This window comes from Arthrobacter woluwensis, from assembly GCF_900105345.1.
Taxonomy (GTDB): domain Bacteria; phylum Actinomycetota; class Actinomycetes; order Actinomycetales; family Micrococcaceae; genus Arthrobacter_E; species Arthrobacter_E woluwensis.
The window spans coordinates 421,659-444,745 of the sequence record NZ_FNSN01000003.1 but is presented as its reverse complement, the minus strand read 5'-3'; the positions used below and the strand labels follow the sequence as shown (position 1 = coordinate 444,745).

26 protein-coding genes are annotated in these 23,087 nt (G+C 67.3%); 10 read left to right on the top strand and 16 right to left on the bottom strand.

From position 1 onward, the window contains the following. Window positions 1-214 precede the first annotated feature (214 nt). Window positions 215-634, top strand: a complete 420-nt coding sequence (locus BLV63_RS02655; protein WP_066213705.1) for a universal stress protein — start codon at window positions 215-217, stop codon at window positions 632-634. A gap of 113 nt (window positions 635-747) precedes the next feature. Here BLV63_RS02655 and BLV63_RS02650 read toward each other — a convergent pair whose 3' ends face one another. The 5 genes from BLV63_RS02650 to BLV63_RS02630 form a co-directional block, all read right to left on the bottom strand. Next, on the bottom strand, window positions 748-1,203 hold the full coding sequence (locus BLV63_RS02650) for a GNAT family N-acetyltransferase (protein WP_066213702.1): 456 nt from the start codon (window positions 1,201-1,203) through the stop codon (window positions 748-750). Between the two features lie 168 nt (window positions 1,204-1,371). Then, a complete protein-coding gene (locus tag BLV63_RS02645) occupies window positions 1,372-2,937 on the bottom strand; it encodes a dihydrolipoamide acetyltransferase family protein (protein ID WP_066213697.1) in 1,566 nt (521 codons plus the stop codon). 23 nt (window positions 2,938-2,960) lie between these two features. Continuing rightward, the gene (locus BLV63_RS02640) at window positions 2,961-3,941 is read right to left on the bottom strand and encodes an alpha-ketoacid dehydrogenase subunit beta (protein WP_066213693.1); all 981 of its coding nucleotides are present in this window, start codon (window positions 3,939-3,941) and stop codon (window positions 2,961-2,963) included. 3 nt (window positions 3,942-3,944) lie between these two features. Continuing rightward, window positions 3,945-5,156, bottom strand: coding sequence for a pyruvate dehydrogenase (acetyl-transferring) E1 component subunit alpha (gene pdhA / locus BLV63_RS02635; protein WP_066213690.1), 1,212 nt, complete (start codon window positions 5,154-5,156; stop codon window positions 3,945-3,947). A 165-nt stretch (window positions 5,157-5,321) separates the two neighbouring features. Next, a complete protein-coding gene (locus BLV63_RS02630; protein WP_066213688.1) occupies window positions 5,322-6,452 on the bottom strand; it encodes a histidinol-phosphate transaminase in 1,131 nt (376 codons plus the stop codon). A gap of 54 nt (window positions 6,453-6,506) precedes the next feature. Here BLV63_RS02630 and BLV63_RS02625 point away from each other — a divergent pair, with 54 nt between their 5' ends. After that, a complete protein-coding gene (locus BLV63_RS02625; protein WP_066213680.1) occupies window positions 6,507-6,938 on the top strand; it encodes a phage holin family protein in 432 nt (143 codons plus the stop codon). A gap of 91 nt (window positions 6,939-7,029) precedes the next feature. Here the strand turns inward: BLV63_RS02625 and BLV63_RS02620 are convergent, their stop codons facing one another. Together BLV63_RS02620 and BLV63_RS02615 are read right to left on the bottom strand one after the other, a co-directional pair. Then, window positions 7,030-8,493 carry a WXG100 family type VII secretion target gene (locus tag BLV63_RS02620; RefSeq protein ID WP_157412730.1) on the bottom strand — a complete coding sequence of 488 codons (1,464 nt, stop codon included), beginning with the start codon at window positions 8,491-8,493 and terminating at the stop codon, window positions 7,030-7,032. Further along, window positions 8,493-8,870 (bottom strand): hypothetical protein, encoded by a 378-nt coding sequence (locus BLV63_RS02615; RefSeq protein ID WP_066213674.1) that lies wholly within the window; start codon window positions 8,868-8,870, stop codon window positions 8,493-8,495. The genes BLV63_RS02620 and BLV63_RS02615 overlap by 1 nt, the downstream gene beginning before the upstream one ends. Before the next feature lie 162 nt (window positions 8,871-9,032). On the opposite strand from BLV63_RS02615, the gene purB reads away from it, so the two are divergent. The 3 genes from purB to BLV63_RS02600 all read left to right on the top strand — a co-directional run bounded on the left by purB (window position 9,033) and on the right by BLV63_RS02600 (window position 11,484). Then, window positions 9,033-10,463, top strand: a complete 1,431-nt coding sequence (gene purB / locus BLV63_RS02610) for an adenylosuccinate lyase (RefSeq protein WP_066213671.1) — start codon at window positions 9,033-9,035, stop codon at window positions 10,461-10,463. An 8-nt stretch (window positions 10,464-10,471) separates the two neighbouring features. Continuing rightward, window positions 10,472-11,062 carry a histidine phosphatase family protein gene (locus BLV63_RS02605; protein ID WP_066213668.1) on the top strand — a complete coding sequence of 197 codons (591 nt, stop codon included), beginning with the start codon at window positions 10,472-10,474 and terminating at the stop codon, window positions 11,060-11,062. Window positions 11,063-11,265: 203 nt separating this feature from the next. Next, a complete protein-coding gene (locus BLV63_RS02600) occupies window positions 11,266-11,484 on the top strand; it encodes a hypothetical protein (RefSeq protein ID WP_066213663.1) in 219 nt (72 codons plus the stop codon). Window positions 11,485-11,497: 13 nt separating this feature from the next. On the opposite strand, the gene BLV63_RS02595 is transcribed toward BLV63_RS02600, so the two are convergent. Both BLV63_RS02595 and BLV63_RS02590 read right to left on the bottom strand, forming a co-directional pair. After that, window positions 11,498-11,794: a MoaD/ThiS family protein gene (locus BLV63_RS02595; RefSeq protein ID WP_066213661.1), complete on the bottom strand. Its 297-nt coding sequence runs from the start codon at window positions 11,792-11,794 to the stop codon at window positions 11,498-11,500. Continuing rightward, a complete protein-coding gene (locus tag BLV63_RS02590) occupies window positions 11,795-12,931 on the bottom strand; it encodes a WD40/YVTN/BNR-like repeat-containing protein (protein WP_066213658.1) in 1,137 nt (378 codons plus the stop codon). A gap of 311 nt (window positions 12,932-13,242) precedes the next feature. On the opposite strand from BLV63_RS02590, the gene BLV63_RS02585 reads away from it, so the two are divergent. Both BLV63_RS02585 and BLV63_RS02580 read left to right on the top strand, forming a co-directional pair. After that, window positions 13,243-13,569, top strand: a complete 327-nt coding sequence (locus BLV63_RS02585) for a metal-sensitive transcriptional regulator (protein ID WP_066213654.1) — start codon at window positions 13,243-13,245, stop codon at window positions 13,567-13,569. Between the two features lie 37 nt (window positions 13,570-13,606). After that, window positions 13,607-13,849 carry a heavy-metal-associated domain-containing protein gene (locus tag BLV63_RS02580; protein ID WP_066213652.1) on the top strand — a complete coding sequence of 81 codons (243 nt, stop codon included), beginning with the start codon at window positions 13,607-13,609 and terminating at the stop codon, window positions 13,847-13,849. A gap of 114 nt (window positions 13,850-13,963) precedes the next feature. On the opposite strand, the gene BLV63_RS02575 is transcribed toward BLV63_RS02580, so the two are convergent. Then, on the bottom strand, window positions 13,964-14,977 hold the full coding sequence (locus tag BLV63_RS02575) for an EamA family transporter (RefSeq protein ID WP_066213650.1): 1,014 nt from the start codon (window positions 14,975-14,977) through the stop codon (window positions 13,964-13,966). Between the two features lie 70 nt (window positions 14,978-15,047). On the opposite strand from BLV63_RS02575, the gene BLV63_RS02570 reads away from it, so the two are divergent. Both BLV63_RS02570 and BLV63_RS02565 read left to right on the top strand, forming a co-directional pair. After that, window positions 15,048-15,587: a CGNR zinc finger domain-containing protein gene (locus tag BLV63_RS02570; protein WP_066213644.1), complete on the top strand. Its 540-nt coding sequence runs from the start codon at window positions 15,048-15,050 to the stop codon at window positions 15,585-15,587. Between the two features lie 129 nt (window positions 15,588-15,716). After that, entirely contained in the window at window positions 15,717-16,286 is a 570-nt protein-coding gene (locus BLV63_RS02565; RefSeq protein ID WP_074783950.1) for an HAD family acid phosphatase, read from the top strand. Window positions 16,287-16,339: 53 nt separating this feature from the next. Here the strand turns inward: BLV63_RS02565 and BLV63_RS02560 are convergent, their stop codons facing one another. The 5 genes from BLV63_RS02560 to dnaB all read right to left on the bottom strand — a co-directional run bounded on the left by BLV63_RS02560 (window position 16,340) and on the right by dnaB (window position 21,238). After that, entirely contained in the window at window positions 16,340-17,233 is an 894-nt protein-coding gene (locus tag BLV63_RS02560) for a cytochrome b/b6 domain-containing protein (RefSeq protein WP_066214147.1), read from the bottom strand. Window positions 17,234-17,413: 180 nt separating this feature from the next. After that, the gene (locus BLV63_RS02555) at window positions 17,414-17,689 is read right to left on the bottom strand and encodes a hypothetical protein (RefSeq protein WP_066214144.1); all 276 of its coding nucleotides are present in this window, start codon (window positions 17,687-17,689) and stop codon (window positions 17,414-17,416) included. 166 nt (window positions 17,690-17,855) lie between these two features. Then, window positions 17,856-18,464: a hypothetical protein gene (locus BLV63_RS02550; protein ID WP_066213638.1), complete on the bottom strand. Its 609-nt coding sequence runs from the start codon at window positions 18,462-18,464 to the stop codon at window positions 17,856-17,858. Window positions 18,465-18,533: 69 nt separating this feature from the next. Continuing rightward, window positions 18,534-19,862 (bottom strand): MATE family efflux transporter, encoded by a 1,329-nt coding sequence (locus BLV63_RS02545; RefSeq protein WP_066213634.1) that lies wholly within the window; start codon window positions 19,860-19,862, stop codon window positions 18,534-18,536. Beyond that, entirely contained in the window at window positions 19,862-21,238 is a 1,377-nt protein-coding gene (gene dnaB / locus BLV63_RS02540; RefSeq protein ID WP_066213631.1) for a replicative DNA helicase, read from the bottom strand. The genes BLV63_RS02545 and dnaB overlap by 1 nt, the downstream gene beginning before the upstream one ends. A gap of 569 nt (window positions 21,239-21,807) precedes the next feature. Between dnaB and BLV63_RS02535 the strand changes: the two genes are divergently transcribed. Then, window positions 21,808-22,356, top strand: coding sequence for a hypothetical protein (locus BLV63_RS02535; RefSeq protein WP_066213628.1), 549 nt, complete (start codon window positions 21,808-21,810; stop codon window positions 22,354-22,356). Here BLV63_RS02535 and BLV63_RS02530 read toward each other — a convergent pair. Then, window positions 22,353-22,994, bottom strand: coding sequence for an FMN reductase (locus tag BLV63_RS02530; RefSeq protein ID WP_066214142.1), 642 nt, complete (start codon window positions 22,992-22,994; stop codon window positions 22,353-22,355). The two genes, BLV63_RS02535 and BLV63_RS02530, sit on opposite strands and share 4 nt — an antisense overlap. Window positions 22,995-23,087: the final 93 nt, after the last annotated feature.

Sequence of the window (23,087 nt, the reverse complement as noted above, 5' to 3'; positions counted from 1 at the left end):
AAGGCCTATTTCACTCCTTGGCAATCAGATCGTTATCTAGCTACCGGCGAGTAACGCGGCATTGCGCTGCGACTGGACACTCCGCGAAGGCGGCTATACAGTGCCAGGGGTCCGCGACACAACTTCGCCGCCGTCCCCGGCGGCGGATGCACTTTTCCGCCGTGCCGTCGCCGTCTACAGTTACTTCCAACATAAGCATCAACGAGGAGCGGATATGTCCGGAATTGTGATTGTTGGCGTCGACGGTAGCGAGACCGCGGCCCGGGCTGCCGCAGCGGCCTACAAGCTGGCCCAGGGCCTCGAAGCCCGCCTTCACGTGATCACGGCCTTCGACAAGGACAACGTCGAGGTTTTCGGCAGCGGCAGCGACACCTTCATCATGTCCGACGCGGATGACGCGCAGCGCGTGGCGAAGCAGGTGGCGGAGGGCCTGGGCTCGGACGTCGAGTACCTGTCCGCCCGCGGCAAGCCCGCCGACGCCCTGCTGTCCGAGGCCGAGCGCCTCAACGCCGATGTGATCGTGGTCGGCAACCGCCGCATGAGCGGCATCGGCCGCGTCCTGGGTTCCGTGGCGAACACCGTCGCGCACAACGCCCCCTGCGACGTCTACATCGTCAACACCACGGTGTCCTGACCCCCGGCACGCCCTGGCTGCGCGGTCACGCGCAGCCGCACGACGACGGCGCCGTCCCCCGAGGTTCCCTGCGGAACGTCCGGGGGCGGCGCCGTCGTCGTGAGGACTGCCGCTCAGGCCTCGAGGTCCAGCTGGTACGTCAGGAACGGTGTGCGCGTGGACAGGCGGTCATAGACGGCCCGGGCACGGTAGTTGTCCTCGGAGGTGATCCACCGGACGTGGCTCCAGCCCTCCGTCCGAGCCTGAGTCCGGATCGCGTCGAACAGGGCGTCCACGACGCCTCCGCCACGCCCCGCAGGGTCCACGAACAAGTCGTCCAGGTACCCGGCCACCACGCCGAGCGTCGGACGCACCACGGGCCGGACATGGGCCAGGCCCACCAGCCGCCCCTGAGCCGCGGGATCCTCGGCCACCAGACCGGTCAGCCGCCCGTCCTGGAGCCACGACCAGACGACATCCCGGTGCTCCGGCGTGAGTTCGCGGTGATAGAAGGTGCAGTACCCCTCGAACAGGCGCGACCACTCGTCGCGGTCATTCTCCACCAGCGTGCGGGTGATCCACTCCGTCATCCTGACCCCTTTCGAATCGTCCTGGCGGCCGGTCGTTCCAGCCGGCGGCCGTGCTTTGGCCGTCCCTAGGCCGTCGTCCCACGCCCGCCGTTCCGCACGACGGAACCCGTCCAGCCGCAGGGACCGGCAGCGGAGTCCCGGCAGCAGAGTCCGGGCGCTGGACGATGCTCAGTCCAGCAGCAGCGCGGGCTCCTCCATGATCGCCGCGACGTCGGCCATGAAACGGGCCGAGAGGTCGCCGTCGACCACGCGATGGTCGAAGGAGCCGCCGAGTGTGGTGATCCAGCGCGGGATGACCTCACCGGAGACCACCCACGGCTTCTGCTTGATGGTGCCGAAGGCGACGATCGCCACTTCACCGGGATTGATGATCGGAGTGCCGGTGTCGATGCCCAGGGCGCCGATGTTCGTGACCGTGAGCGTCCCGTCCCTCATGTCGGCCGGGCTGGTCTTGCCCGCCCGAGCCGTGGTGGCAAGGTCGTTCAGCGCCACCGCGAGCTCCTTGAGGGAGAGGTCCTGGGCGTCCTTGATATTGGGGACCAGCAGACCGCGCGGAGTGGCGGCGGCGATGCCGAGGTTCATGAAGTGCTTGACGTGGATCTCGTCGCCTTCCGGACCGGACACCCACTCCGAGTTCACACTGGGATTGCGGGCGGCGGCCCAGATGACGGCCTTGGCCAGGATGAGCAGGGGCGAGACCTTGATGCCTTCGAAGTCCCGCGACTTCTTGAGACGCTGTACGAACTCCATGGTGCGGCTGGCGTCGATGTCCACGAAAATCGAGACGTGCGGGGCCTGGAAGGCGGAATCCACCATGGCCTTCGCGGTGGCCCTGCGCACGCCCTTCACCGGGATGCGTTCGATCCTGCGCTCCGGATTCCTCGCCGGAGCGGTCCAGAACTTGCCGGCCTGGTCCTGCTCGGCCTCCCGCTGGGACTGGTAGCTCACCAGGTCCTCACGGGTCACCTCGCCACGGGCGCCGGTCGGTGTCACGAGAGCGAGATCGATGCCGAGATCACGGGCGATCTTCCGCACGGGCGGCTTCGCCAGCACACGGTTGACCAGTCCCGTCAGTGCGCCGCCGAATCCGGGGCGGTCCTCACCGGCGGCACCTGCGGCCGACGGCGCGGACGACGCGAGAGGAGCGGAGGGGGCCTGCTGAGCCATCGGGGCCGCGGGGGCGGGCTGCGAGAGGGTCGCCGGAGCCGCAGCGGCGGTCGGTGTCTGGGACACGGGGGCCTGCGCGGTCCCCGTGACCTGAGCCGGCACCGAACCCTGGGCCGGTGCCGCGGGGGCGACCGGCGAAGCACCATTGCGGCGGGGCCGGCGCTTGACGGCGTCCGCCTTCGGGCCGGAACCGACCAACGGCCCCGGAGCCTCGGAGTCGTCGACCGGGAGCGTCCCATAGGCGACCCGAGGGGCCTCAGCAGCAGCCGACGGCTGCGCAGCGGGAGCTGCCGCCGAACCGCCGTCGTCGTCCGCGGCGGCCTCCCCTGCGGCACCCACCGCGATGATCGGCGTGCCGACTTCGACCGTCTTGCCTTCGGGGACCAGGAGCGCGGTCACCGTGCCGGCGAACGGCGAGGGAAGCTCCACGAGGGACTTCGCGGTCTCGATCTCGCAGAGGACGTCGTTGATCGCGACCGTGTCCCCCACCTGGACCTTCCAGGAGACGATCTCGGCCTCGGTCAGGCCTTCGCCCACATCGGGAAGATTGAATTTCTGCGTGCTCATGATGTCCCTAAACTCCGTGGCTCTCAGTAGGAGAAAGCGCGGTCGAGTGCTTCGAGGATGCGGTCGATGTCCGGCAGATAGTGTTCCTCCACCTTCGCCACCGGGTACGGCATGTGGAACCCGCCCACGCGGATGACCGGCGCCTCCAGGCTGAGGAACGCCCGCTCGCTGATGCGGCTGGCGATCTCGCCGCCGATCCCGCCGAAAGTGGGCGCCTCATGAGTCACCAGAAGGCGTCCGGTCTTGCGGACCGAAGCCTCCACGGTGTCGAAGTCGATCGGGGAGATGCTCCGCAGATCGATGACCTCGATGCTGCGGCCGTCCTCCTCGGCGGCGGCCGCAGCGGCCAGGGCCACCGGGACGAGCGGCCCGTAGGCCACGAGCGTGGCGTCGGTTCCTTCGCGCACCACGTGAGCACTGAAGGGGTCCGCGGAGGTGCCGGGATCCTGCGTGTCCACCTCACCCTTGAGCCAGTAGCGCTTCTTGGGCTCGAAGACGATCACAGGGTCCTGGCATTCGATGGCCTGCCGGGTCATCCAGTACGCGTCGTGCGGGTTCGACGGGGTGACGATCCGCAGGCCCGCCGTGTGGGCGAACAGCGCTTCCGGAGACTCGGAATGGTGCTCGATCGAACCGATGCCTCCGCCGTACGGGATGCGGATGGTCACGGGCAGCGTCACGGCGCCGCTGGTCCTCGCATGGTACTTGGCCAGCTGCGTGGTGATCTGGTTGAAACCCGGGAAGACGAAACCGTCGAACTGGATCTCGCACACCGGGCGGTACCCGCGCATGGCGAGGCCGATCGACGTGCCGATGATCCCGGCCTCCGCGAGCGGCGAATCGACCACACGGTCTTCACCGAACTCCTGCTGGAGGCCGTCGGTGACCCGGTAGACGCCGCCGAGAGCCCCGATGTCCTCGCCCATCAGCAGAGTCTTGTCGTCCCCGGCCAGGGCCTCGCGCAAGCCTTCGTTGATGGCCTTGGCAATGGTCATGGTGGTCATGGCTCAGCCTTCACCCGCGCCTTCCGCGTTCTCGAATCCTGCCTCATACTCCCGGTACCAACGCAGTTCCTCCTGGACCAGAGGATGAGCCTGCGAGTAGACGTGAGCGAACGCCTCCTCCATGCTGGGGCCTTCCATCGCCTGGACGGCCTCGCGGACGGAATCCGCCAGCTCCTGACCCTGGCGACGGACGTCCTCGAAGAAGTCGTCATCCGCGAGTCCCTCGGCCCGGAGGTAGGTCTCCAGACGCGTCAGGGGGTCCTTCGCCCGCCACTGGTCCTCTTCGGAGCTGGTGCGGTACTTGGTGGGGTCATCGGCCGTGGTGTGAGCACCCAGGCGGTACGTGAAAGCCTCGATCAGCACGGGGCCTTCACCCTTGCGGGCACGGTCGAGCGCCCACTGGGTGACCGCGTGCACCGCGAGGATGTCATTGCCGTCCACGCGCACCCCGGGGAAGCCGTAACCCTGGGCGCGGTGCGCCAGGGGGACCTTCGTCTGGACCTTGGACGGCACCGAGATCGCCCAGTGATTGTTCTGGCAGAAGAACACGACCGGCGCCTTGTAGCTGGAGGCGAAGACCATCGCCTCGTGAACGTCGCCTTCGCTGCTCGCGCCGTCACCGTAATAGGCGACGACGGCGGCGTCCTCCACCGTCTGGCCCTTCGCGCGGGCGGACGCCTGGTCACGCTGGATGCCCATGGCGTAGCCGACCGCATGGAGCACCTGCGCGGCAAGCACCAGGGTGTAGATGTTGAAATTCGTCTCGCGGGGATCCCAGCCACCGTGGGTGACGCCCCGGAAGATCCTGAGCAGGTCCGACATGTCGAGACCGCGGGAAAGGGCCACACCGTGCTCGCGGTAACTCGGGAAGACGAAATCCTCGGTCCGCAACGCGTGGCCGGAACCGATCTGGGCCGCCTCCTGACCGGTCAGGGGCACCCAGAGGGCGAGCTGCCCCTGCCGCTGCAATGCCGTCGCCTCCTGATCGAAGCGGCGCACCACGGCCATGTCACGGTAGAACGCACGCAGCGCCTCTGGATCCAGGGACTCCACGTAGGGACCGAAGACCGGGTCCTCCCGGCGGTTCCCCTGAGCGTCCAGAAGCTGGATCATTGCCCCGCCGGCCGGCTGTGACGCCGGGTCCAGACGGGTCTCCGGGTGATCGTCGAGTTCCTCGTCATTGAATTCAGTGGTCGGCAGCTGCCCTACGCCCATGCCGTCTCCTTGCATCCGTCCCACACCTCGTGGGAATCAAACGATATATTCCACCTCAGGCATGCATTCCCGAGGTGGAATATATCTGGTCCGGGGATCACTTTAGCCGGAGTTCCGGGAGAAGTGATCATTAAGTCGTGAACGCAACGGAATACACGCGGGCCCTCAGGCCCGGCGGAATTCCTCACAGAGTTCGATGAAGCGCGTGTTCGCCTCCGGCTCGCCGATACTCACGCGCACGCCCTCTGGGGCGAACGCCCGGACGGACAGGCCATGCGTTCCGGCGAGTTCCGCGAAGCGGGCGGTCTCCTCGCCCAGGGGCAGCCAGACGAAGTTGCCCTGGGCCTGCGGGATCTCCCAACCCTGAGCCTCCAGGGCAGCGACCACGCGCTCGCGCTCCGCCACCACGCCATCCACCCGCTCGAGGACCTCGGGGAGGTGGTCCAGCGAGGCGATGGCCGCACGCTCAGCCACCTGAGACACCGCGAAAGGAGTTGCAGACAGCCGAAGGTACTGGGTCACCTCAGGGTGGGAGACGGAGTATCCGACTCGGAGACCCGCGAGTCCATGGGCTTTCGAGAATGTCCGCAGCACCACGACGTTGGGGTAGCGCTCCAGGAACTCGAGCCCCTTGACGGCGTCCGGGTCCCTGACGAATTCGACGTACGCTTCATCGATCACGACGAGGACGTTGGACGGGACCTTCGCCAGGAAGTCGTGGGTCTCCTGGGTCCGCAGGACGGGACCTGTCGGGTTGTTCGGGGTGCACAGGAGGATCACCTTGGTGCTGTCGGTGATCGCCGCGGCCATGGCATCGAGGTCGTGACGGCCGTCAGGGAGCAGAGGGATCTGAACACTGCGGGCGCCGGCCAGGCCGACGCAGATCGGGTATGCCTCAAAGGAACGCCAGGCGTAGAGGACCTCGTCCTGGCTCCCGTCCGGGTTCTGGCCTGCGAAGGCTCCGATGATCTGGATGAGGGCGCCGAGGCTTCCGGCTCCCGTGACCACGTCCTCGGCGGGCACGCCGAACGCCTGGGCGATCCGTTCGCGCAGCTGGGTGACCAGAGGATCGGGGTAGCGGTTGAAGCCGTCGAATCCGGCCACGGCTTCCCGGACCTGCGGAAGCGGGCCGAGGGCCACCTCGTTGGACGAGAGCTTGTAACTGGTCAGCCCTTCCAGGACCCGTGGCGGCTTGCCGGCGGTGTACTTGGGAAGAAGTCCCACTGCGGGACGGGGAAGGATTTCCTGACCGTGGTCTGCGGACACACCCTCAGAGGGCGACACATGGGAACTCATGTCTCCAGCCTAAATGCCGGGGATACGCCCAGACAGGTATGACAGCATGGTTGCATGGCGAAGTTCCTCCTGCGTCTGGCGATCAATGCGTTCTCCCTCTGGGTGGCCACGTGGCTCCTGCCCGGGCTGACTCTGTCCACGGGCGCCGCCCAGAATCTGGTGGCAGGTGCGGCTCCGTCCGCTCCCGCCGACACCCTCGGCAGCATCCTGGCGTACCTGTTCATCGGATTGATCTTCGCCGTGGTCAACGCGTGGATCCGGCCCGTGGTGCGCTTTCTGGCCTTGCCCGTGACCGTTCTGACCCTGGGCTTGTTCACCCTCGTGATCAATGCCGCCATGCTCTACCTCACCTCCTGGTTGAGTGGATTCACGCCCGTCCATCTGGGGATCGACACGTTCTTCTGGACCGCCGTCCTCGGAGCGCTGATCATCAGCATCATCTCCCTCATCACGGATCGGTTGTTCGCCCGGGACCGAGACCGCTGAGCCCCTCCGACGAACGCCTCTGACGTCGCACGCACCCGTCAACCCGACCGGCTCCGAGCCGCCGATGACCTGAGGGGTGCCTCACCCGGCGTCACGGCCGGCACTGGTCTTCACTCAGCGGCGGTTCGTGGGCCGTGTAGACGGTCCGGGTGGCCTTTCTGACCGAGTCCGGGGATGTGTCGAGCCGGTCAGGACCCAGAACATCTGCGAGCACCCTCTGATGCCGGAGGACTCCAGGATCGTGACTGGTCCCCAGTCGATCCGCTGCTGCGATGTAATTGCCGATGTCGTGGGCGTTCCTGATCTTCGTCGGTATATCGAGGCTGCCGGACAGCGCTTCCACCGGTCTCCCCTTGGCCATCCCGGACACGACCGGGTCGACCGTGGCCGGCTCCGCGGAAAAGCGCGCCGTCACCACGTTCGGCCTTCGCGGGTTCGGCACCCCGTCCAATGCGGGGACCAGATCCCGCTGGTTCTCCAGCGTCAGCACGCTCGCGTCCACCCGGCCGAGGAAGCGGCCGACCGGTGACCCTGCGGTGTTGACGGCACGGACCGTGTACGTGGCAGTGAAATCCTTGTTCGCGGCGAGCGCCACCGCGTTGATCCCACCCTGGCTGTAGCCGTTCAGGACGATCTCATCCTTCCTGGTGACGTGCTCCGCCTCGAGCGCCCTCACCACGGCCGCCTGGGTCTGGGTGAAGTAGCTTCGGCGCTCCGTTCCCTGCGCCATCGCCGAGATGTTGCCTTTGAGGTCGTCGGTGGTGTCCGGGGAATCGAAGGGCGCCCACTTCTCGGTGCCGGGAATGCTCACGACCACGGCGTAGCTGCCGTCGGTCCGGGGGTACTTGTCCACGACGATGGACGACAAGGGGATCGGCTTCTCGCCCGGAACCCCCGGCTCGTCACCGGCCGCACGATTCGCACCCCGGAACGCTGAGCCCAGGAACGTTCCGGGCGTGGGGGCCGGAGGCGCGGAACGCCATCGCTCCGCCGTCACCGTGACCGCGTCCTGCCGGAGCCGGGCTTCCTCCACGCCGCCATCCCAGGATGACAACGCATGAGTGAGGGCATCGACGGGGTCCTTGGTCCCGGTTGCGCTGAGCGCCTTGAGGTAGCCGTCCCGGGCTCGCGGGTCGATCATCCCCAGCACGTAGGCGAGAACCCCCGGCACGAAGGCCAGGCCCCATTGGACGAGATCGCCGGTTCCGGCCACCTTCGATTCGGTCCCACGTTCGGCCTCCGCATACGAAGTGGCTGATCCCCTCAGAGATCCCGCAAGCGATCGGAGTGCCGAGACCATGCCGTCGAGCTCCACCGTGGTCCGGTTCACCGCGATGCCGCACTCGCTCAGGCCCGCGCCGGGGAGAGGACCGGCGGCAGATCCACCGTCCAGAATCGCCTCCCATCGGCGTTGGATCCCTTGCAGACAGGACTGAAGACGGTCCGCGACGAGGTCCAGGCGGCCCGATGCCGTCCAGAGCTGATTCGGATCGACGCTGACCATGCTGTACCGGCCGTTGATCCAGAAGCCGGTCTCGTCGGAGGGGACGGCCATCATCGCCCCTCATAGTGAACCGATGGTGAGGCCTCCACGCCGGCGCCGGCATCCCCCGGAACGGCCTGAACCGCCGGCACCGCTCGGCCCCGGGGCGCCGAGCCCCCAAGGGAGGCGCGGAGGGCCAACGCGGAGCGCGCCGCTTCCAGCGCCTCGCCCGCTCGAAGAAGGCTGCGCCGTCGTTCCTCCAGCGCCATGCGGTATGCGCTGCCCGCCGCGGAATCCCAGTGCAGCTCTCCCGCCTGGCGAAGGGCGGCGAGGGCTGCGGAAAGCTCGTCCCGCTGACCCCCGAGCCAGAGGGCGAGCGTGAGAAGCCCCGCTTCAAGACCGCCCCGCCCACCCGGCAGAACCCCGGACCGCTGGTACGCCGAATCCATGCCGTTCCTCCTCCTTCGCCGACCTCCGACTGCACACCACGCTAGGAGCATGGACATTCCACCCCCGGCGTCGACGTGGCCATGTGGACAGTGCGCGTCACGCGTTGTCCACATGGCCGCCCGAAGATGAGACTGCCACCCGGCACATGAAAGAATGGACCCATGGCTGAAACCACTGCGCGCATCCCGTCCGGACGACTCTCCCTGGCTGCAGGCGAGGGCCAGATCGCCCTAGGGCCCCTGGACGGCCGGTACCGTGCAGCCGTGGCACCCCTCGTGGACTACTTGTCCGAGGCCGCGCTGAACCGTGACCGCGTCGCCGTCGAGGTGGAGTGGCTGATCCACCTCACCTCGAATTCCGTCCTTCCCGGCTCAGCTCCGCTGACCCAGGAGCAGCAGGATCAGCTGCGCGCCATCGTCACCGAGTTCGACGCGGACTCCGTCGCGGAACTCGCGGAGATCGAGGCCGTGACGGTCCACGATGTGAAGGCCGTGGAGTACTACATCGGCCGCCGCCTCCCGGCCATCGGGATCGAATCGCTGACGCCCATGGTGCATTTCGCCTGCACCTCGGAAGACATCAACAACCTCTCGTACGCGCTCGGTGTGAAGGGCGCCGTCGAGGATGTCTGGCTCCCGGCAGCCCGTGCCCTGGTCGATCAGATCGGCGTCATGGCCACGGAGAACCGTGACGTTCCGATGCTCTCCCGGACCCACGGTCAGCCGGCCACTCCCACCACGCTGGGCAAGGAACTCGCAGTGGTGGCCCACCGCCTCAGCCGTCAGCTGGACCGGATCTCCCGCACGGAATACCTCGGCAAGATCAACGGCGCCACCGGCACCTTCGCGGCCCACGTTTCCGCCGTGCCGGGCGCGGACTGGACCGAGGTCTCCCGCACGTTCGTGGAGGGTCTGGGCCTGGACTGGAACCCGCTCACCACCCAGATCGAAAGCCACGACTGGCAGGCCGAGCTGTACGCCGACGTCGCCCGCTTCAACCGCATTCTGCACAACTTCTGCACCGATGTGTGGAGCTACATCTCCATCGGCTACTTCGCGCAGATCCCGGTGGCCGGCGCCACCGGTTCTTCGACGATGCCGCACAAGGTCAACCCGATCCGCTTCGAGAACGCCGAGGCCAACCTGGAGATCTCGAGCGGACTGCTCGACGTCCTCGCGTCGACCCTGGTCACGTCCCGCTGGCAGCGTGACCTCACGGACTCGTCCTCGCAGCGCAACATCGGCGTCGCGTTCGGGCACTCCCTGCTGGCCATCAGCAATGTGGTCAAGGGCCTCAAGCAGCTCAAGGTGTCCGTGGACGTCCTCGCCGCGGATCTGGACGGCAACTGGGAGGTCCTCGGCGAGGCAATCCAGACGGTCATGCGCGCTGAGGCCATCGCGGGCGTTCCCGGAATGGAGAACCCGTACGAGCGCCTCAAGGACCTCACCCGGGGCCACCGCGTCGATGCGGCCCGCATGCAGGAGTTCGTCTCCGGCCTGGGCCTCTCGGACGAGGCCCGGGACCGTCTCCTCCAGCTGACCCCCGCGTCCTACACGGGCGTCGCGGCGGCCCTGGTCGACTACCTGAAGTAGCCCCGGCCGTGCGCCTGTTCCTCGTCCGGCATGGCCAGACGCCCAGTAACCTGCTCCGCGCTCTGGACACGGGACGCCCGGGTCCGGGCCTGACGGACCTGGGCCTGGAACAGGCGCGCGCTCTCGTGGAACGGTTGTCCGCCGAACACCTGGACGCCGTCTACGCCTCACCTCTGCTGCGAGCCCAGCTCACCGCGGGGCCGTTGTCGCAGGCCAGAAACCTCACCGCCACCGTGCTGGAGGGACTGGAAGAGATCGGCGCCGGTGCCCTCGAGATGCTGAACGACGACGACTCGTGCGCCAGCTACGGCGCTCACGTCATCGCCTGGGGCCTCGGTGACTCGCTGTCGAGGATCGAGGGCGCTGAGGACCACACCACCTTCTTCCGCCGTTTCGACGCCGCCGTGGACCAGATGGCGCGGACCCACGGGCCCGACTCCAGTGTCCTGGCCGTCAGCCACGGTGCGGCGATCCGCTGCTGGACCGCGGCCCGGGTGCAGCATGACGGCGCGTTCGACGTCCGGCTGCCGCTCGCCAACACCGGGATCGTCGCCGTCGAAGGGACCCCCGGTTCCTGGCGGCTGCACGGCCTCCTCTGACACGCGCCCCGCGGCGTCCCACACCTACTCGGTCCCTCGCGTACTCCGTCCCTCATCCGCGCCGTGACCGCGGCACAGCGCGTCCGTAACCGCACATCCGTAACCGCGCCCTCACCCACTTCTTACGGCGTCGAAACCCGCCTGAAATCACGGGCCGGTTGACTGGGAGTACCGAAAAATTCTCTCCGTGGAGGTGAAGGGACATGACCGCACGAACCCTCATCAGTTCGCTCCACCAACTGCGCCGTGGTGATCACGTGGAGGCCGAACGCTTCCACCTGATGCCACGGACCACCTTCGTACGGCGTGGCCAGGTCCAGGACATCGCTCCCGGCCTGGGCGTCGTCTGGATCCGGGACGAGGAGACCGGTCAACGCCGCGTCCTCGATTCCCAGGATTACCAGCTCTGGCGGGTCGCCTGAGGGAGGAGCACTCCTAGCCGCCGGCGACGGACTGGATGATCATCAGCTGCGCCCCTTCAGGGACTTCGGTCTCGAGCCCCTGAAGCCTGCGGACCTCATCAGGTCCCAGGTACACGTTCACATGGCGCCGGAGGGCTCCCGTCTCATCGCGGAGCCGCCGGCCCAGCACCGGATGGTCGGCCGCCACAGAGCCCAGGATGCGGGCCACGGTGGCCGGCCCGCCGTCGTCGGGAAGCTCGACGTCCAACGCGTCCGCGTCCCGCACCAAGGGGCGCAGGACACTGGGGATCAGAACGGTGAAGGCGCCCATTCAGCTCGCCGCCAGGACTCCGTCATCGGCTGCTGATCCCTGGTTCGGCACTTCGATGACCGCGGCCCGGACACACAGCACGTCCGGAAGGTGGGACGCGATCTCCTGGAAGGTGGCGCCCTCGTCGGCACTCGCGTACACGCTGCCGCCGCGGGTTCCGAAGTAGACGCCCACCGATTCCGCCGTGTCGAGGGCGGCGGCGTCTCGGAGGATCGAGTTGTAGTCCTTCTCCGGCAGGCCGGCGTCGAGCATCTCCCAGTTCTCGCCGGCGTCCCGTGTGCGGCCGACGGCCGGATGCCCGTCCACGGGGATGCGCTCGACGTCCGCGGCCAGCGGGATCACCCACGCTGTTCCGGCGTTGCGGGGATGGCTCAGCATCACGAAACCGAAGTTCGCCGGCAGCCCGTGCTCGATCTCCTGCCAGCTGTCGCCGCCGTCGCGCGTCCTGTACACCCCGCCGTGGTTCTGCGCGTAGATCTGCTCAGGGTCGTCCGCGTCGGCGGCGATCTTGTGCACGCATTGCCCGAACTCGGGGAGCTCCCCGGGCAGGAACGACGCCCCGATGCCCCGGTTCGTCGCCTGCCAGCTGTCGCCGCCGTCGCGGCTGCGGTACACGCCTCCCGTGCTCATGGCGACATGCACGGTGGACCCGTCGGGCGCGGGGATGATCGAATGCACCGCACCGCCACCGGCCCCCTCGCCCCATTCCGGACGGTGCGGGTGCTCCCACAGGCCTCGGTTGAGCTCGAAGTGCTCGCCGCCATCGTCGGACCGCCAGAGCGAGATCGGCTCCACGCCGGCCCACACGACGCCGGGACGGCCCTCCCGGTCGGGCTGGAGCTGCCAGATGCGTTCGACGGCGGCGCCGTCACCTTCGCCGAAGGCGATCCCGCCTCCTTCGGGCTCGGTCCAGGTCACGCCGAGATCATCCGAATGCGCGACGGTCGGTCCCCAGTGCTCGGAACGGATGCCCACGAGGAGGCGGGTGCCGTCCCGCGTGTCGATGCCGATGCTCGGGATCTCCGTCATGAGGAAATGCGGGCCGTCCAGCACCCATTCCTTGCGGTCCTTGCTGCGGGCGAGCCAGAGGCCCTTCTTCGTACCGATCGCCACCAGGTACTGCGTCGCCGTTGACATGCCTCCATGCAAGCACTGCTTCAGAACACCCGCAATAGTGCGGAATTCCAGAGCGATTTTCTCCGCATCTGCGATTCACACGGTTGTTGATTTTCTGTCACGAAAGTCCGCCGCGATTATTTATCGGCAGAAGTGGCGAAGCGCCTTTGGTTGCCGCTAAGCTCGATCCAGCGACGAAGAAGTTGCCCCATGAGCTGCCCCGGAGCACGTATCCCCCAATGACGTGTTCCGGGGCTTTCCAATTCCCGGAACAGAGCCATCGGGCCGACGACACCCTTGATTGATACCCCCAGGGGGTATACGCTCAAGGTATGAGCGAGTCGGACATCCAGGAACACCCGCACCAGCACGGCTACTCCGCCAACAAAGAGGCCTACCAGCGGCGTCTCAAGCGGATCGAAGGCCAGGTCCGGGGCATCGCACGCATGGTCGATGAGGACAAGTACTGCATCGACATCCTCACGCAGATCGCCGCCGTCAACAAGGCGCTGCACGCCGTCAGCCTGGGCCTGGTGGAGGAGCACATCGGCCACTGCGTGGTGGGCGCCGCCGAGGAGTCCGACGGCGCGCTGCGCCAGGAGAAGGTCGACGCCAAGGTCAAAGAGGCCACCGACGCCATCGGCCGCCTCCTGCGCTGATCGAGCACCCGTCACCCCGTCACCCGAGGAGAACATCATGAGCACCCCCGAATCCCTGATCACCACCCAGGTCTCCGTCTCCGGCATGACCTGCGGCCACTGCGTCTCCTCCGTGACGGAGGAGCTGGAAGCGGTCGACGGCGTGGAGCGCGTCGCGGTTGACCTCAACGCCGGCGGGATCTCCACCGTGACCATCTCCTCCCGCGGGGAACTCTCCCCGGAGGAGATCGGCGAGGCCGTGGCGGAGGCCGGTTACGTGGTCGTCGCAGACCGCGCCTGAAGCGCTCAGCCTCCGATCACGACGACGGCACCCCGCCCCCGGCCGCGCCCACCCGGAAGGGCGGGTGGCAGCCGGGAGGGGGCGCCGTCGTCGTCGAAGCGCCGCTCCCGGGCGCTAGGCTCGGGCGTCGACCCGGGCCTCGGGCCGCCCGGCCGGCACCGCTTCGGCCACCATGGCCGACTCGTCGGTGAAGTCGGGGTCCCGGAGTTCGTCCACCCGCACCAGCAGGACGCCCAGGACGATCAGCAGGCCGCCGCCGATCTGGATGGGCGCCGGCAGTTCGCCGAGCAGCAGCCAAGCCCACACCACCGCGAACAGGACCTCCGTGAGGGACACGAAGGACGCCACCTTGGAACCCAGGGCGCGCGACGCGTAGATGCCGGTCACGTAAGCGATCACGGTGGACAGGATGACCATCCCGGCCAGGGAGATCCACCAGGGCACCGAGGCGCCGCCGAGGTGGGCCTCCGCGAAGGTGAAGCGCAGCGGCATGATCCCGGTGAGAGTCACGATCCACAGCACCACGGCCCCCACGAGCATCCCGCCCGAGGCGAGCACCAGGGGCGGCAGGCCCTCATTCTGGCGGGCGGTGATGAAGAAGTAGACCACCAGGCAGACCGCGGCCGCGACGCCCCAGAGGACGCCCACCGGGTCGACCCGCGCGCCGCCCAGATCGAGCACCAGGAGCAGTCCCGCGATCGACACGACCGTTCCGGTGATGGTGAGCCACCGCGGCGCGTGCCGCTTGACCACCCACAGCCACAGCACGATCATGACGGGCGCCAGATACTCCAGGAGCAGTGCGACCCCCACCGAGAGGGTCTGGACGGCGTTGAAGTAGAACAGCTGGCACGCCGCCACGCCGAATAGGCCGAAGAGGACGATCGTGACCCAGTTGTCCCGGACCTGGTGCCATTTGCCACGCAGCGACCAGAGGGCCGGAAGGGTCAGAATGACAACGGCGCCGCTCAGGCGCATCGCGACCGCGGCTCCGGGCGACCAGCCCATCTCCAGCAGGGATTTGCCGAAGGACCCCGAGGTGGCGAACACCGCCGAGGAGAGCAGCGCCACGGGGACGCCGACGAAGGCCGAAGGGGCGCGGCGCGCAGTCGCTGCGGTGCGAGGCATGGCGAGTTCCTGTCAGGAGTGAAACGTGCTTTACTCGTGACAGTAGTGGCAGGATAAGTAAGGAGTCAATATGGTTTTTGCTCATGACACCGAGGTGGCCCTGCGTTCCGCCATGAATCTCATCAACACGAGCGCGAACGGAGCGGAACTCCTCCCCGATGACGAACACTTGACGGCCTTCCTGGCGCGCGAGGAGTTCTACGGCTCCCGCACGCACGACGACGCCGAACTCGACTCCGTGCGCCACTTACGGGGCGTGCTGCGCGCCCTGTGGACGTCCCCGGAGGATGAGGCGGCGGAAGAGGTCAACAGGATCCTCCGGGAAGCCCGCGCGCTGCCGCAGCTGATGAAGCACGACGGCCTGGACTGGCATCTCCACGCGACCACTCACGCCGCGCCGCTGGCGGACCGCATCGCGACCGAGACCGCCATGGGGATCCTGGACGTCATCCGTTCCAAGGAGCTCTCGCGGCTGGCGCTGTGCGCGGCCGAGGACTGCGACGCCGCGGTGCTGGACCTGAGCCGCAACCGCTCCAAGCGCTTCTGCGACACCGGCAACTGCGCCAACCGCACGCACGTCGCCGCCTACCGGGCACGTCAGCGAGGCTGAGAGTTCCGAACCACGAGCTTGGGCCGCTCTCACGAATGACAGTCGATCGTGATCAGTTGTAGTACATTTGACACCTCCCGTTGATTCGTTCGTTGATATCAGTTCACCTCACCCCAGGAGGGTCGTGTCATGACAACTTCAGCAACTCCAAGATCCCGTCACCGTGCCTTCTTCCTCGGCGCCATTGCACTTTGCCTGGCCGCTGGCGCCGCGCCAGCTCACGCCGCCACACCACCCTCGAAATCTCAGTGGCTGAGTGACGTGACCACCGCCATGAGCGGATCCAGCAGCTACCTGGACAGCCGCGCCCAGCAAGGGGGATCCAAGCTCTCAGTGGTTCTCGACATCGACAACACGTCGTTGGAGACGTACTACAGTCCGGGCACCGCAACGCCGCAGGTTCTGGAATTCGCCCAGCACGCCAAGAAACTCGGGTTCAAGGTGCTCGTGGCCACCTACCGAAGTGATACCGCCGGGGCAAAGAAGGACCTGGAAGCCGCCGGATACTCCATCGATGGGGTCTGTGGTCAGGTGACGGGCGATTCAGGCCCGGCAGTGACGAAACAGCGTTGCCGGCAGCAATACGCGGCGGCTGGTTACACGATCACCGCCAACGTGGGAAATCGGCCCACGGACATGCAAGGAGGGAATTACGAGCGGGGATTCCAGTTGCCCGATTATGACGGCGGACTGAGCTGACGCATACAGCAGTGCAGCCGGGTGTGGCGGGGAGCCGCACCCGGCTGCCGCGCTCAGCGGCCGACCTTGCCCATGAGGGACGCGATCGGCCGCAGGAAGACCGGCCGGGCGAGCAGCCAGGCCGCCGCCATGACCACCAGCGAGGCCACGAAGAGCCAGAAGCCCAGCCAGTCCTCGCCGTCGTGGTTGCCGTACATGTGGTTCAGGTTCCGCAGCATGCCCGTGCTGAGCACGAGGAACACGTGCACCACGACGAAGGCCACGAAGTAGATCATGACCGGGAAGTGCACCTTGCGGGCGAGCTCCAGCGGGTAGAACTTATTGACGGCCGCCTTCTTGGGCCACGCGCCCGACATCCGGATGCCCGTCAGGAGCGCGAGCGGAGCCGCCACGAACACCGTGAGGAAGTACGTCAGCAGCTGCAGGGCGTTGTAGTTGACCCAGCCGTTCTCGGTCGGCCAGTTCAGGGAGGCGTACTGCAGGCCCGCGGAGACGGCGTTCGGGAAGACGTCCCAGCTCGTGGGGACGATCCGGACCCAGTGCCCCGTCGCGAAGAGCAGCACGATGAACACCACACCGTTGAGGACCCACAGCGCGTCGAGGCAGAGGTGGAACCACAGGTCCAGCGAGATCTTGGTCGGCGGGTTCTTGGTCCTGATCAGGCCCTTGTTGTTGCGCGTGAAGTACGCAGCGGGGCGCTGCACCGTCCGCACCTGAAGGCCCGTGCGCACGATCAGCAGGAGGAAGAAGGCGTTGAGGAAGTGCTGCCAGCTCAGCCAGAGCGGCAGACCCTCCTGAGTCCCCGCCGGAAGCTCGGAATGGCCGGGGTACGTGCGGATGAAGTCCTGGCCCGCGGATGTGGAACGGATCCAGATGGCCAGGAGCACCACGACGATGGCTCCCAGCACCACGGCGCCCGTGGTGATCAGGGTCTTCCGGGACGGCATCGCCAGCAGTCCGCCCCGTGCGTTCTTGGAGGCGCCGCTTCCCGGTTCGCGGGCTGCTTTGGGAGCTTGGGGGACGCGGGACATGGACCGGGACACCTCATCTGTTGGCGGCGCTCAGGATGTCGGCGCCGTGGCGGTATGCGAAGTGCAGCCAGTCTAACGAGTGGTCAGGAATTCTCCCTAGTGGCGTGAACCCGGTTCGTCGCCGGGCTTCTCGGAGTCGCCGACTTCGTCGGCGTGGTCCGCGGAGGAGAGGTGCACACCGGAGCCTTCACCCAGGTGCGGGGCGTTGTCCTTGTGCGTCAGGGAGAGCATGGCCGAGATGACCAGGGTGACGATGAACGCGATCCCGGCGCCGGTGAAGGCGAGGTCGAAGCGCTGCATCTTGGCACTGCCACCGGAGGCGAAGATCAGGACGCCGAAGAAGGCCACCACGGCCCAGAAAGCGGAGAACATCAAGGGTCCCTTGATGGACGACCGCACTGAACGCTGTTCTTCCGGCTGCTGCCCGTCCACTGTCCAACTCCTGGCTTGTCGTGCGTCTGAATCATGCAGCCCCGCGGCTGCCGTCGTGCATGCCCTCACGGCATTGGTTTCTACCTCGCGTAGAACCTCTACTAGTTTACGCGTTCAGCGTTCCGGGGCTGCGCCGGGCATCATGCCGCAGCGTGAGCGCCGACAGGATCCACAGGACACCCGTCAGCACGGCGCCACCACCGGCCACCCCGAGGAGCGCGTGAGCGCCCAGTGAGATGAAGAAGGGCAGCAGCAGCGCGGTGCCGAGACCGACGACGCCGGAGATCAACAGGTCCCGCCCCAGCAGTCGCGCTTCGCCGGACGTGCGGCGCTTGAGGAACAGCCCGACCTCCACGGCGCCGGTCACGGCCAGTGCCGCGGAAAGCGCCAGCGTGACGCCTGCGTCCGTGTGCGGATTGAGCACCAGGATCACGACGGCGGCGGCCGCCTGGGCGATCGCCGCCACGGTCAGCGGGGTGCGCAGCGAGTCCGAGGAGAGCCGCCCGAGCCAGAAGAGCGTGGCCGCGCCGGCGAGCAGATACCCGAAGGCGGCGTAGGCGTAGACAGCGAGGCTGGGGCCGACCCAGAAGACCGTGATGGCTCCGAACACCAGAGCCACGAGAGAGCGGACCAAGAGGGGCGCCCACAGCTTTCCGGCGTCCCGCGAGGCGCTTTGGGGCCCGGCAGGCTCGTTCTGGGGGAGTTCCTGGTCCATAGTCACGCCTTCAAGCTTAAAGCCGCAAGGATCAGGCCGCGAATCGGGCCTCTGTCACCCGGGTCCGCGTCAGACTCCCGCCACCATCCAATCGTCCCTTCTGACCCGCCAGCCCAGCGTCAATGCCCGGGCAGACATATAACCGATGCCGAATGCGAGCCACAGCCAGAACAGCGCCCACGGGCCGTCCTGTGGTCCCAGGAAATACACCCCGAGCAGGAGTGGCGCGTACACGAGGACGTTCACCACACCCGCGAGGGCGAGGTAGCGGGCGTCCCCGGCGCCGATCAGCACGCCGTCGAGCACGAACACGAGACCCGCGATCGGCTGTCCCACCGCCAGGACCAGGAGCGCGGCGATCAGGGACTGATGAACCCGTTCATCCGGGGTGAACAGCCAGCCGGCCCAGGGGGAGACCGCGGCCAAGAACACCCCGGTGATGACCCCGAACCCGAGGCCCCAGCGCATCATGGTCCGGGTGAGCTCGCGGACCTTCCCGAGCTGATGGGCCCCGAGTTCCTTACCGATCATCGCCTGCGCCGCGATGGCGAGGGCGTCCAGGGCGAAGGCGAGAAAGCTGAAGATGGTCATGGTGAGCTGGTGGGCCGCCAGGTTCACGGCGCCCTGAGCGCTGGCGACGAACACCGTCGCCAGGATGGCCACGCGCATGGAGGCCGTGCGCAGCATGAGCCAGGAGCCCACCTGCGCCAGCGAGAGCACTCCTCGGAGGTCCGGAACCATCCTCACCCCCAGACGGGAAGCCCTCCGGGCGACCATGACGATGTAGACGAGCGCCATGAGCCACTGGGCGATGCTGGTCCCGAGGGCGGAACCCGCCACGGAAAGGCCCATCCCGTACACGAGGATCCAGTTCAGCACGATGTTGATGCCGAAGCCCGCCCCGGCCACCACGAGAGGTGTGCGGGTGTCCTGGAAGCCGCGCAGGACGCCTGTGCCGGCGAAGACGAGCAGCATGGCCACCAGGCCGGGCAGGGACCACAGGAGGTACTCCGCCGCGAAACCGAGGACGGCCTCGTCACTGGCGCCGAGGGTGGCCAGCAGCGGACGGGCGGTCCACAGGCCCAGCAGGGCGAGAATGACCCCCAGCACGCCCGCCAGCCACAATCCGTCCCGGCCGGCCGCGAGGGCCTTCTCGGGACGGCCGGCACCGACGAGACGGGCGACGGCCGGCGTCGTGGAGTACGCCAGGAAGACCATGAGTCCCACGGCGGTGTGGAGGACCGTGGTGGCCAGGCCGGCGCCGGCCAGTTCCGCGACCCCGAGGTGGCCGATGATCGCGGAGTCCGCCAGCAGGAAGAGCGGTTCTGCGATGAGGGCGCCGAAGGCCGGGACGGCGAGCCGGAGGATCTCCCGGCCCAGCCGCGCCTCACCGGCCATCAGAATCCTTCTTGTTCTGCGGCCATGTCCTTGAAGCGCGAGTACCGGCCCTGGAAGGCGACCACGAGGTCCTTGGTGGGGCCGTTACGGTGCTTGGCGATCAGGATGTCCGCCTCGCCGGCACGGGCCGTCTCCTTGTCGTACACCTCTTCACGGTGGAGGAGGATGACCATGTCGGCGTCCTGCTCGATCGAGCCGGATTCACGCAGATCGGAGACCATGGGGCGCTTGTCGGTGCGCTGCTCCGAACCACGGTTCAGCTGGGACAGGGCGATGACCGGCACCTGGATCTCCTTGGCCAGCAGCTTGAGCGCACGGGAGAACTCGGAGACCTCCTGCTGGCGGGACTCGACCTTCTTGCCGCTCGTCATGAGCTGGAGGTAGTCGAGGATGACCAGCTTGAGACCGTGCTGCTGCTTGAGGCGACGGCACTTCGCGCGGATCTCCATCAGGGTCATGTTCGGGCTGTCGTCGATGAAGAGCGGGGCGTCGTTCATGCTGGCCATGCTGCCGGCGATCTTGTCCCACTGATCCTGCTTGACCGTGCCGCGCCGGAGGTCCTGGAGGTTGATCTCCGCCTCGGCGGAGAGCAGACGCATGGCGATCTCATTCCGGCCCATTTCGAGCGAGAAGAAGACGGTGGGCAGATTGTTGGCGATGGCGGCGGACCGTGCGAAGTCGAGAGCGAAGGTCGACTTGCCCACGGCGGGACGGGCCGCGATGACGATCATCTGACCGGGGTGCAGGCCATGCGTCAGCTCGTCGAACTCCCGGAACCCGGTGGGAATGCCGGAGATGCCGCCCGTCTGGGTGCCGGCGGCCTCGATCTCATCGAGGGTCGGTTCCATGACGTCCTTCAGGGCGACATAGTCCTCGGTGGTGGTGCGCTCGGCCACGGCGTAGACCTCTGCCTGCGCCTGGTTGACCAGTTCCTCGACCTCGCCGTCCTGGCCGTACCCCAGCTGGACGATCTTGGTGCCCGCGGTGATCAGACGGCGCAGCACGGCGCGCTCGGCGACGATGTCCGCGTAGTAGTTGGCGTTCGCCGCCGTAGGGACGGTCTGCAGCAGCTCGTGGAGGTAGGCGGGGCCGCCGATGCGGTTGATCTCGCCGCGCTTGGTCAGCTCATCGGAGACGGTGACGGCATCCACGGGTTCACCCCGGGAATCCAGGTCCAGAATGGCGTCGAAGATCGCCTCATGGGCCGGGCGGTAGAAGTCATTGCCCCGCATGACCTCGCTGACGCTGGAGATCGCGTCCTTGGAGAGGAGCATGGCTCCCAGGACGGATTGTTCAGCGGCGATGTCCTGCGGGGGAGTCCTCAGGTTGTCGTCTTGACGCGGGCCATCCACGGCCTCGATGGGCGCTACGGACACGATTGCCTTCCTTTTTCCTGCTGTCTGTCAAGAAGATCTTCCCCGGGAGGACTGACAGTAATTCGAACCGACAGGAGCTCGATCTGACAGGGTTGTCCGGACCGGGTGCGGCTCCGGCCTCCGACCCTTCCCGAGCGGGCAAGGACGGCGGTCCGCGCCCGGGTCACGGGAAGAGGAACACCCTGGAGAACCGACTCGGGGAATCGGTCGCGACGGCGGTCGCAGCGCGCGGAGCGCGCCGTCCCGGGTGGAGTACCCACTCACGGTAGTCGGGTTTCCCACAGCCTCAAAGCCCACATTTCCTCACAGCTGTGGATAACTTGTGGATGAGTGCGCCGTGCTTGTGCGCTTCTGTGGGTCCACTTGTGGGTAAGTAGGGGACCATCCAGCCAAAATCGCCGCTTGACCTGCAGAAACACTGTCTACATCGTGTGGAGGGAAAGAATTTTGGGATATTTTTTCATCCACAGGGCACGGTCGGGTCTGTGGACAACCCACCGTCTTCCCCGGACTGGAAGCCTGTGACCTGCGCCCATGCGCGGCACGCCCGTCTGCAATAGGCTGGAGACGTGGAACCTCTCCTGATCCCGCTTCTCATCCTGATCGCCGTCGTGGCCGTGGTTCTGCTGCTGGCCCGCCGCTGGAACCGCCCCTCGGAACCGGTCGAAGAACGGGATCCGCGGGAGCTGGCCCGGGAGGCCACACGCGGCCTGAGCTCGGAGCAGCATCGTGCGCTGTACTCCCTCATCGCCCAGGAGCAGCTCATCGGCGCCATCAAGGTGTACCGCGAAGCCACCGGAGTCGGGCTGCGTCAGGCGCGGGACACCGTGCTGGCCATGGCACGCTACCCACAGCCCTATCTGGCGGCCCCTCAGGCCGCGGACGGGGGCGAGGCCGCCGAGGAGGACGCCCCGGAGGTCTTCGGCTACCGTTACCGCGCCATCGCGAGCAGTGGGGACACCACCCTCGAGGTGAGCAGCAACATGCTCAACGACCAGATCTACGGGCGGATCCGCGAGCTCGCCGTCCATGGCGAGCGGGAGCAGGCCGCAGCGCTCCTCGCCCGCCACTCGACGATCTCACTCGACGAGGCCCGGGAGTTCGTCGCGCTGCTCTAGTGAGCGGCGATGCCGGCCAGAAGCTGCTCGAAAGGGAGGGACACCATGTCGTCCTCCCGCCGGCGGGCAGGCGCTTCGGCGATGACGCCCGCGAGCTCACGGCCTGCGCGCTCGACCCGGTCGGCGAGCGAGCCGCGCTGCGCGCCGTCGTCAGCGTTGCCCCAGTCCTGCGGACCCGCGAACACCGCGGTGGGAACCACACGCGAGCGGAGGTAGCCGAACAGCGGACGCATGGCGTAATCGAGCACCATCTGGTGACGGTCGGTCCCGGCGGTCGCGCCCAGGAGCACAGGGGTCCCCTCGAGAGCCTTCGGGTCGACGACGTCGAAGAAGGACTTGAAGAGGCCGCTGAAGCTCGCGCTGAACACCGGGCTCACGGCCACGAGACCGTCGGCGTTCTCCACGGCCGAGATGAGGTCCGCGAGGCGCGGGGCGGCGAACCCGGTCACGAAGTTGTTGGCGATGTCCACGGCGTAATCGCGCAGTTCCACCACCTCCACCTCCGACTGGATGCCCAGGTCGGTCAGGGAGCGCTGAGTCGCCGCGGCGAGCTGATCCGCCAGCAGACGGCTCGACGACGGCACGCCCAGGCCTGCCGACAGCACCACGACCTTGCGGGGCTCAGTTGCTGATTCCATGTGATCCACACTCCCATAGTAGATGCATTTGCATTTACTTTCCTTAACGCGTGCCTCGCTGATCTATTCCCGCGGCCGCTCCGGTGCTTGGAT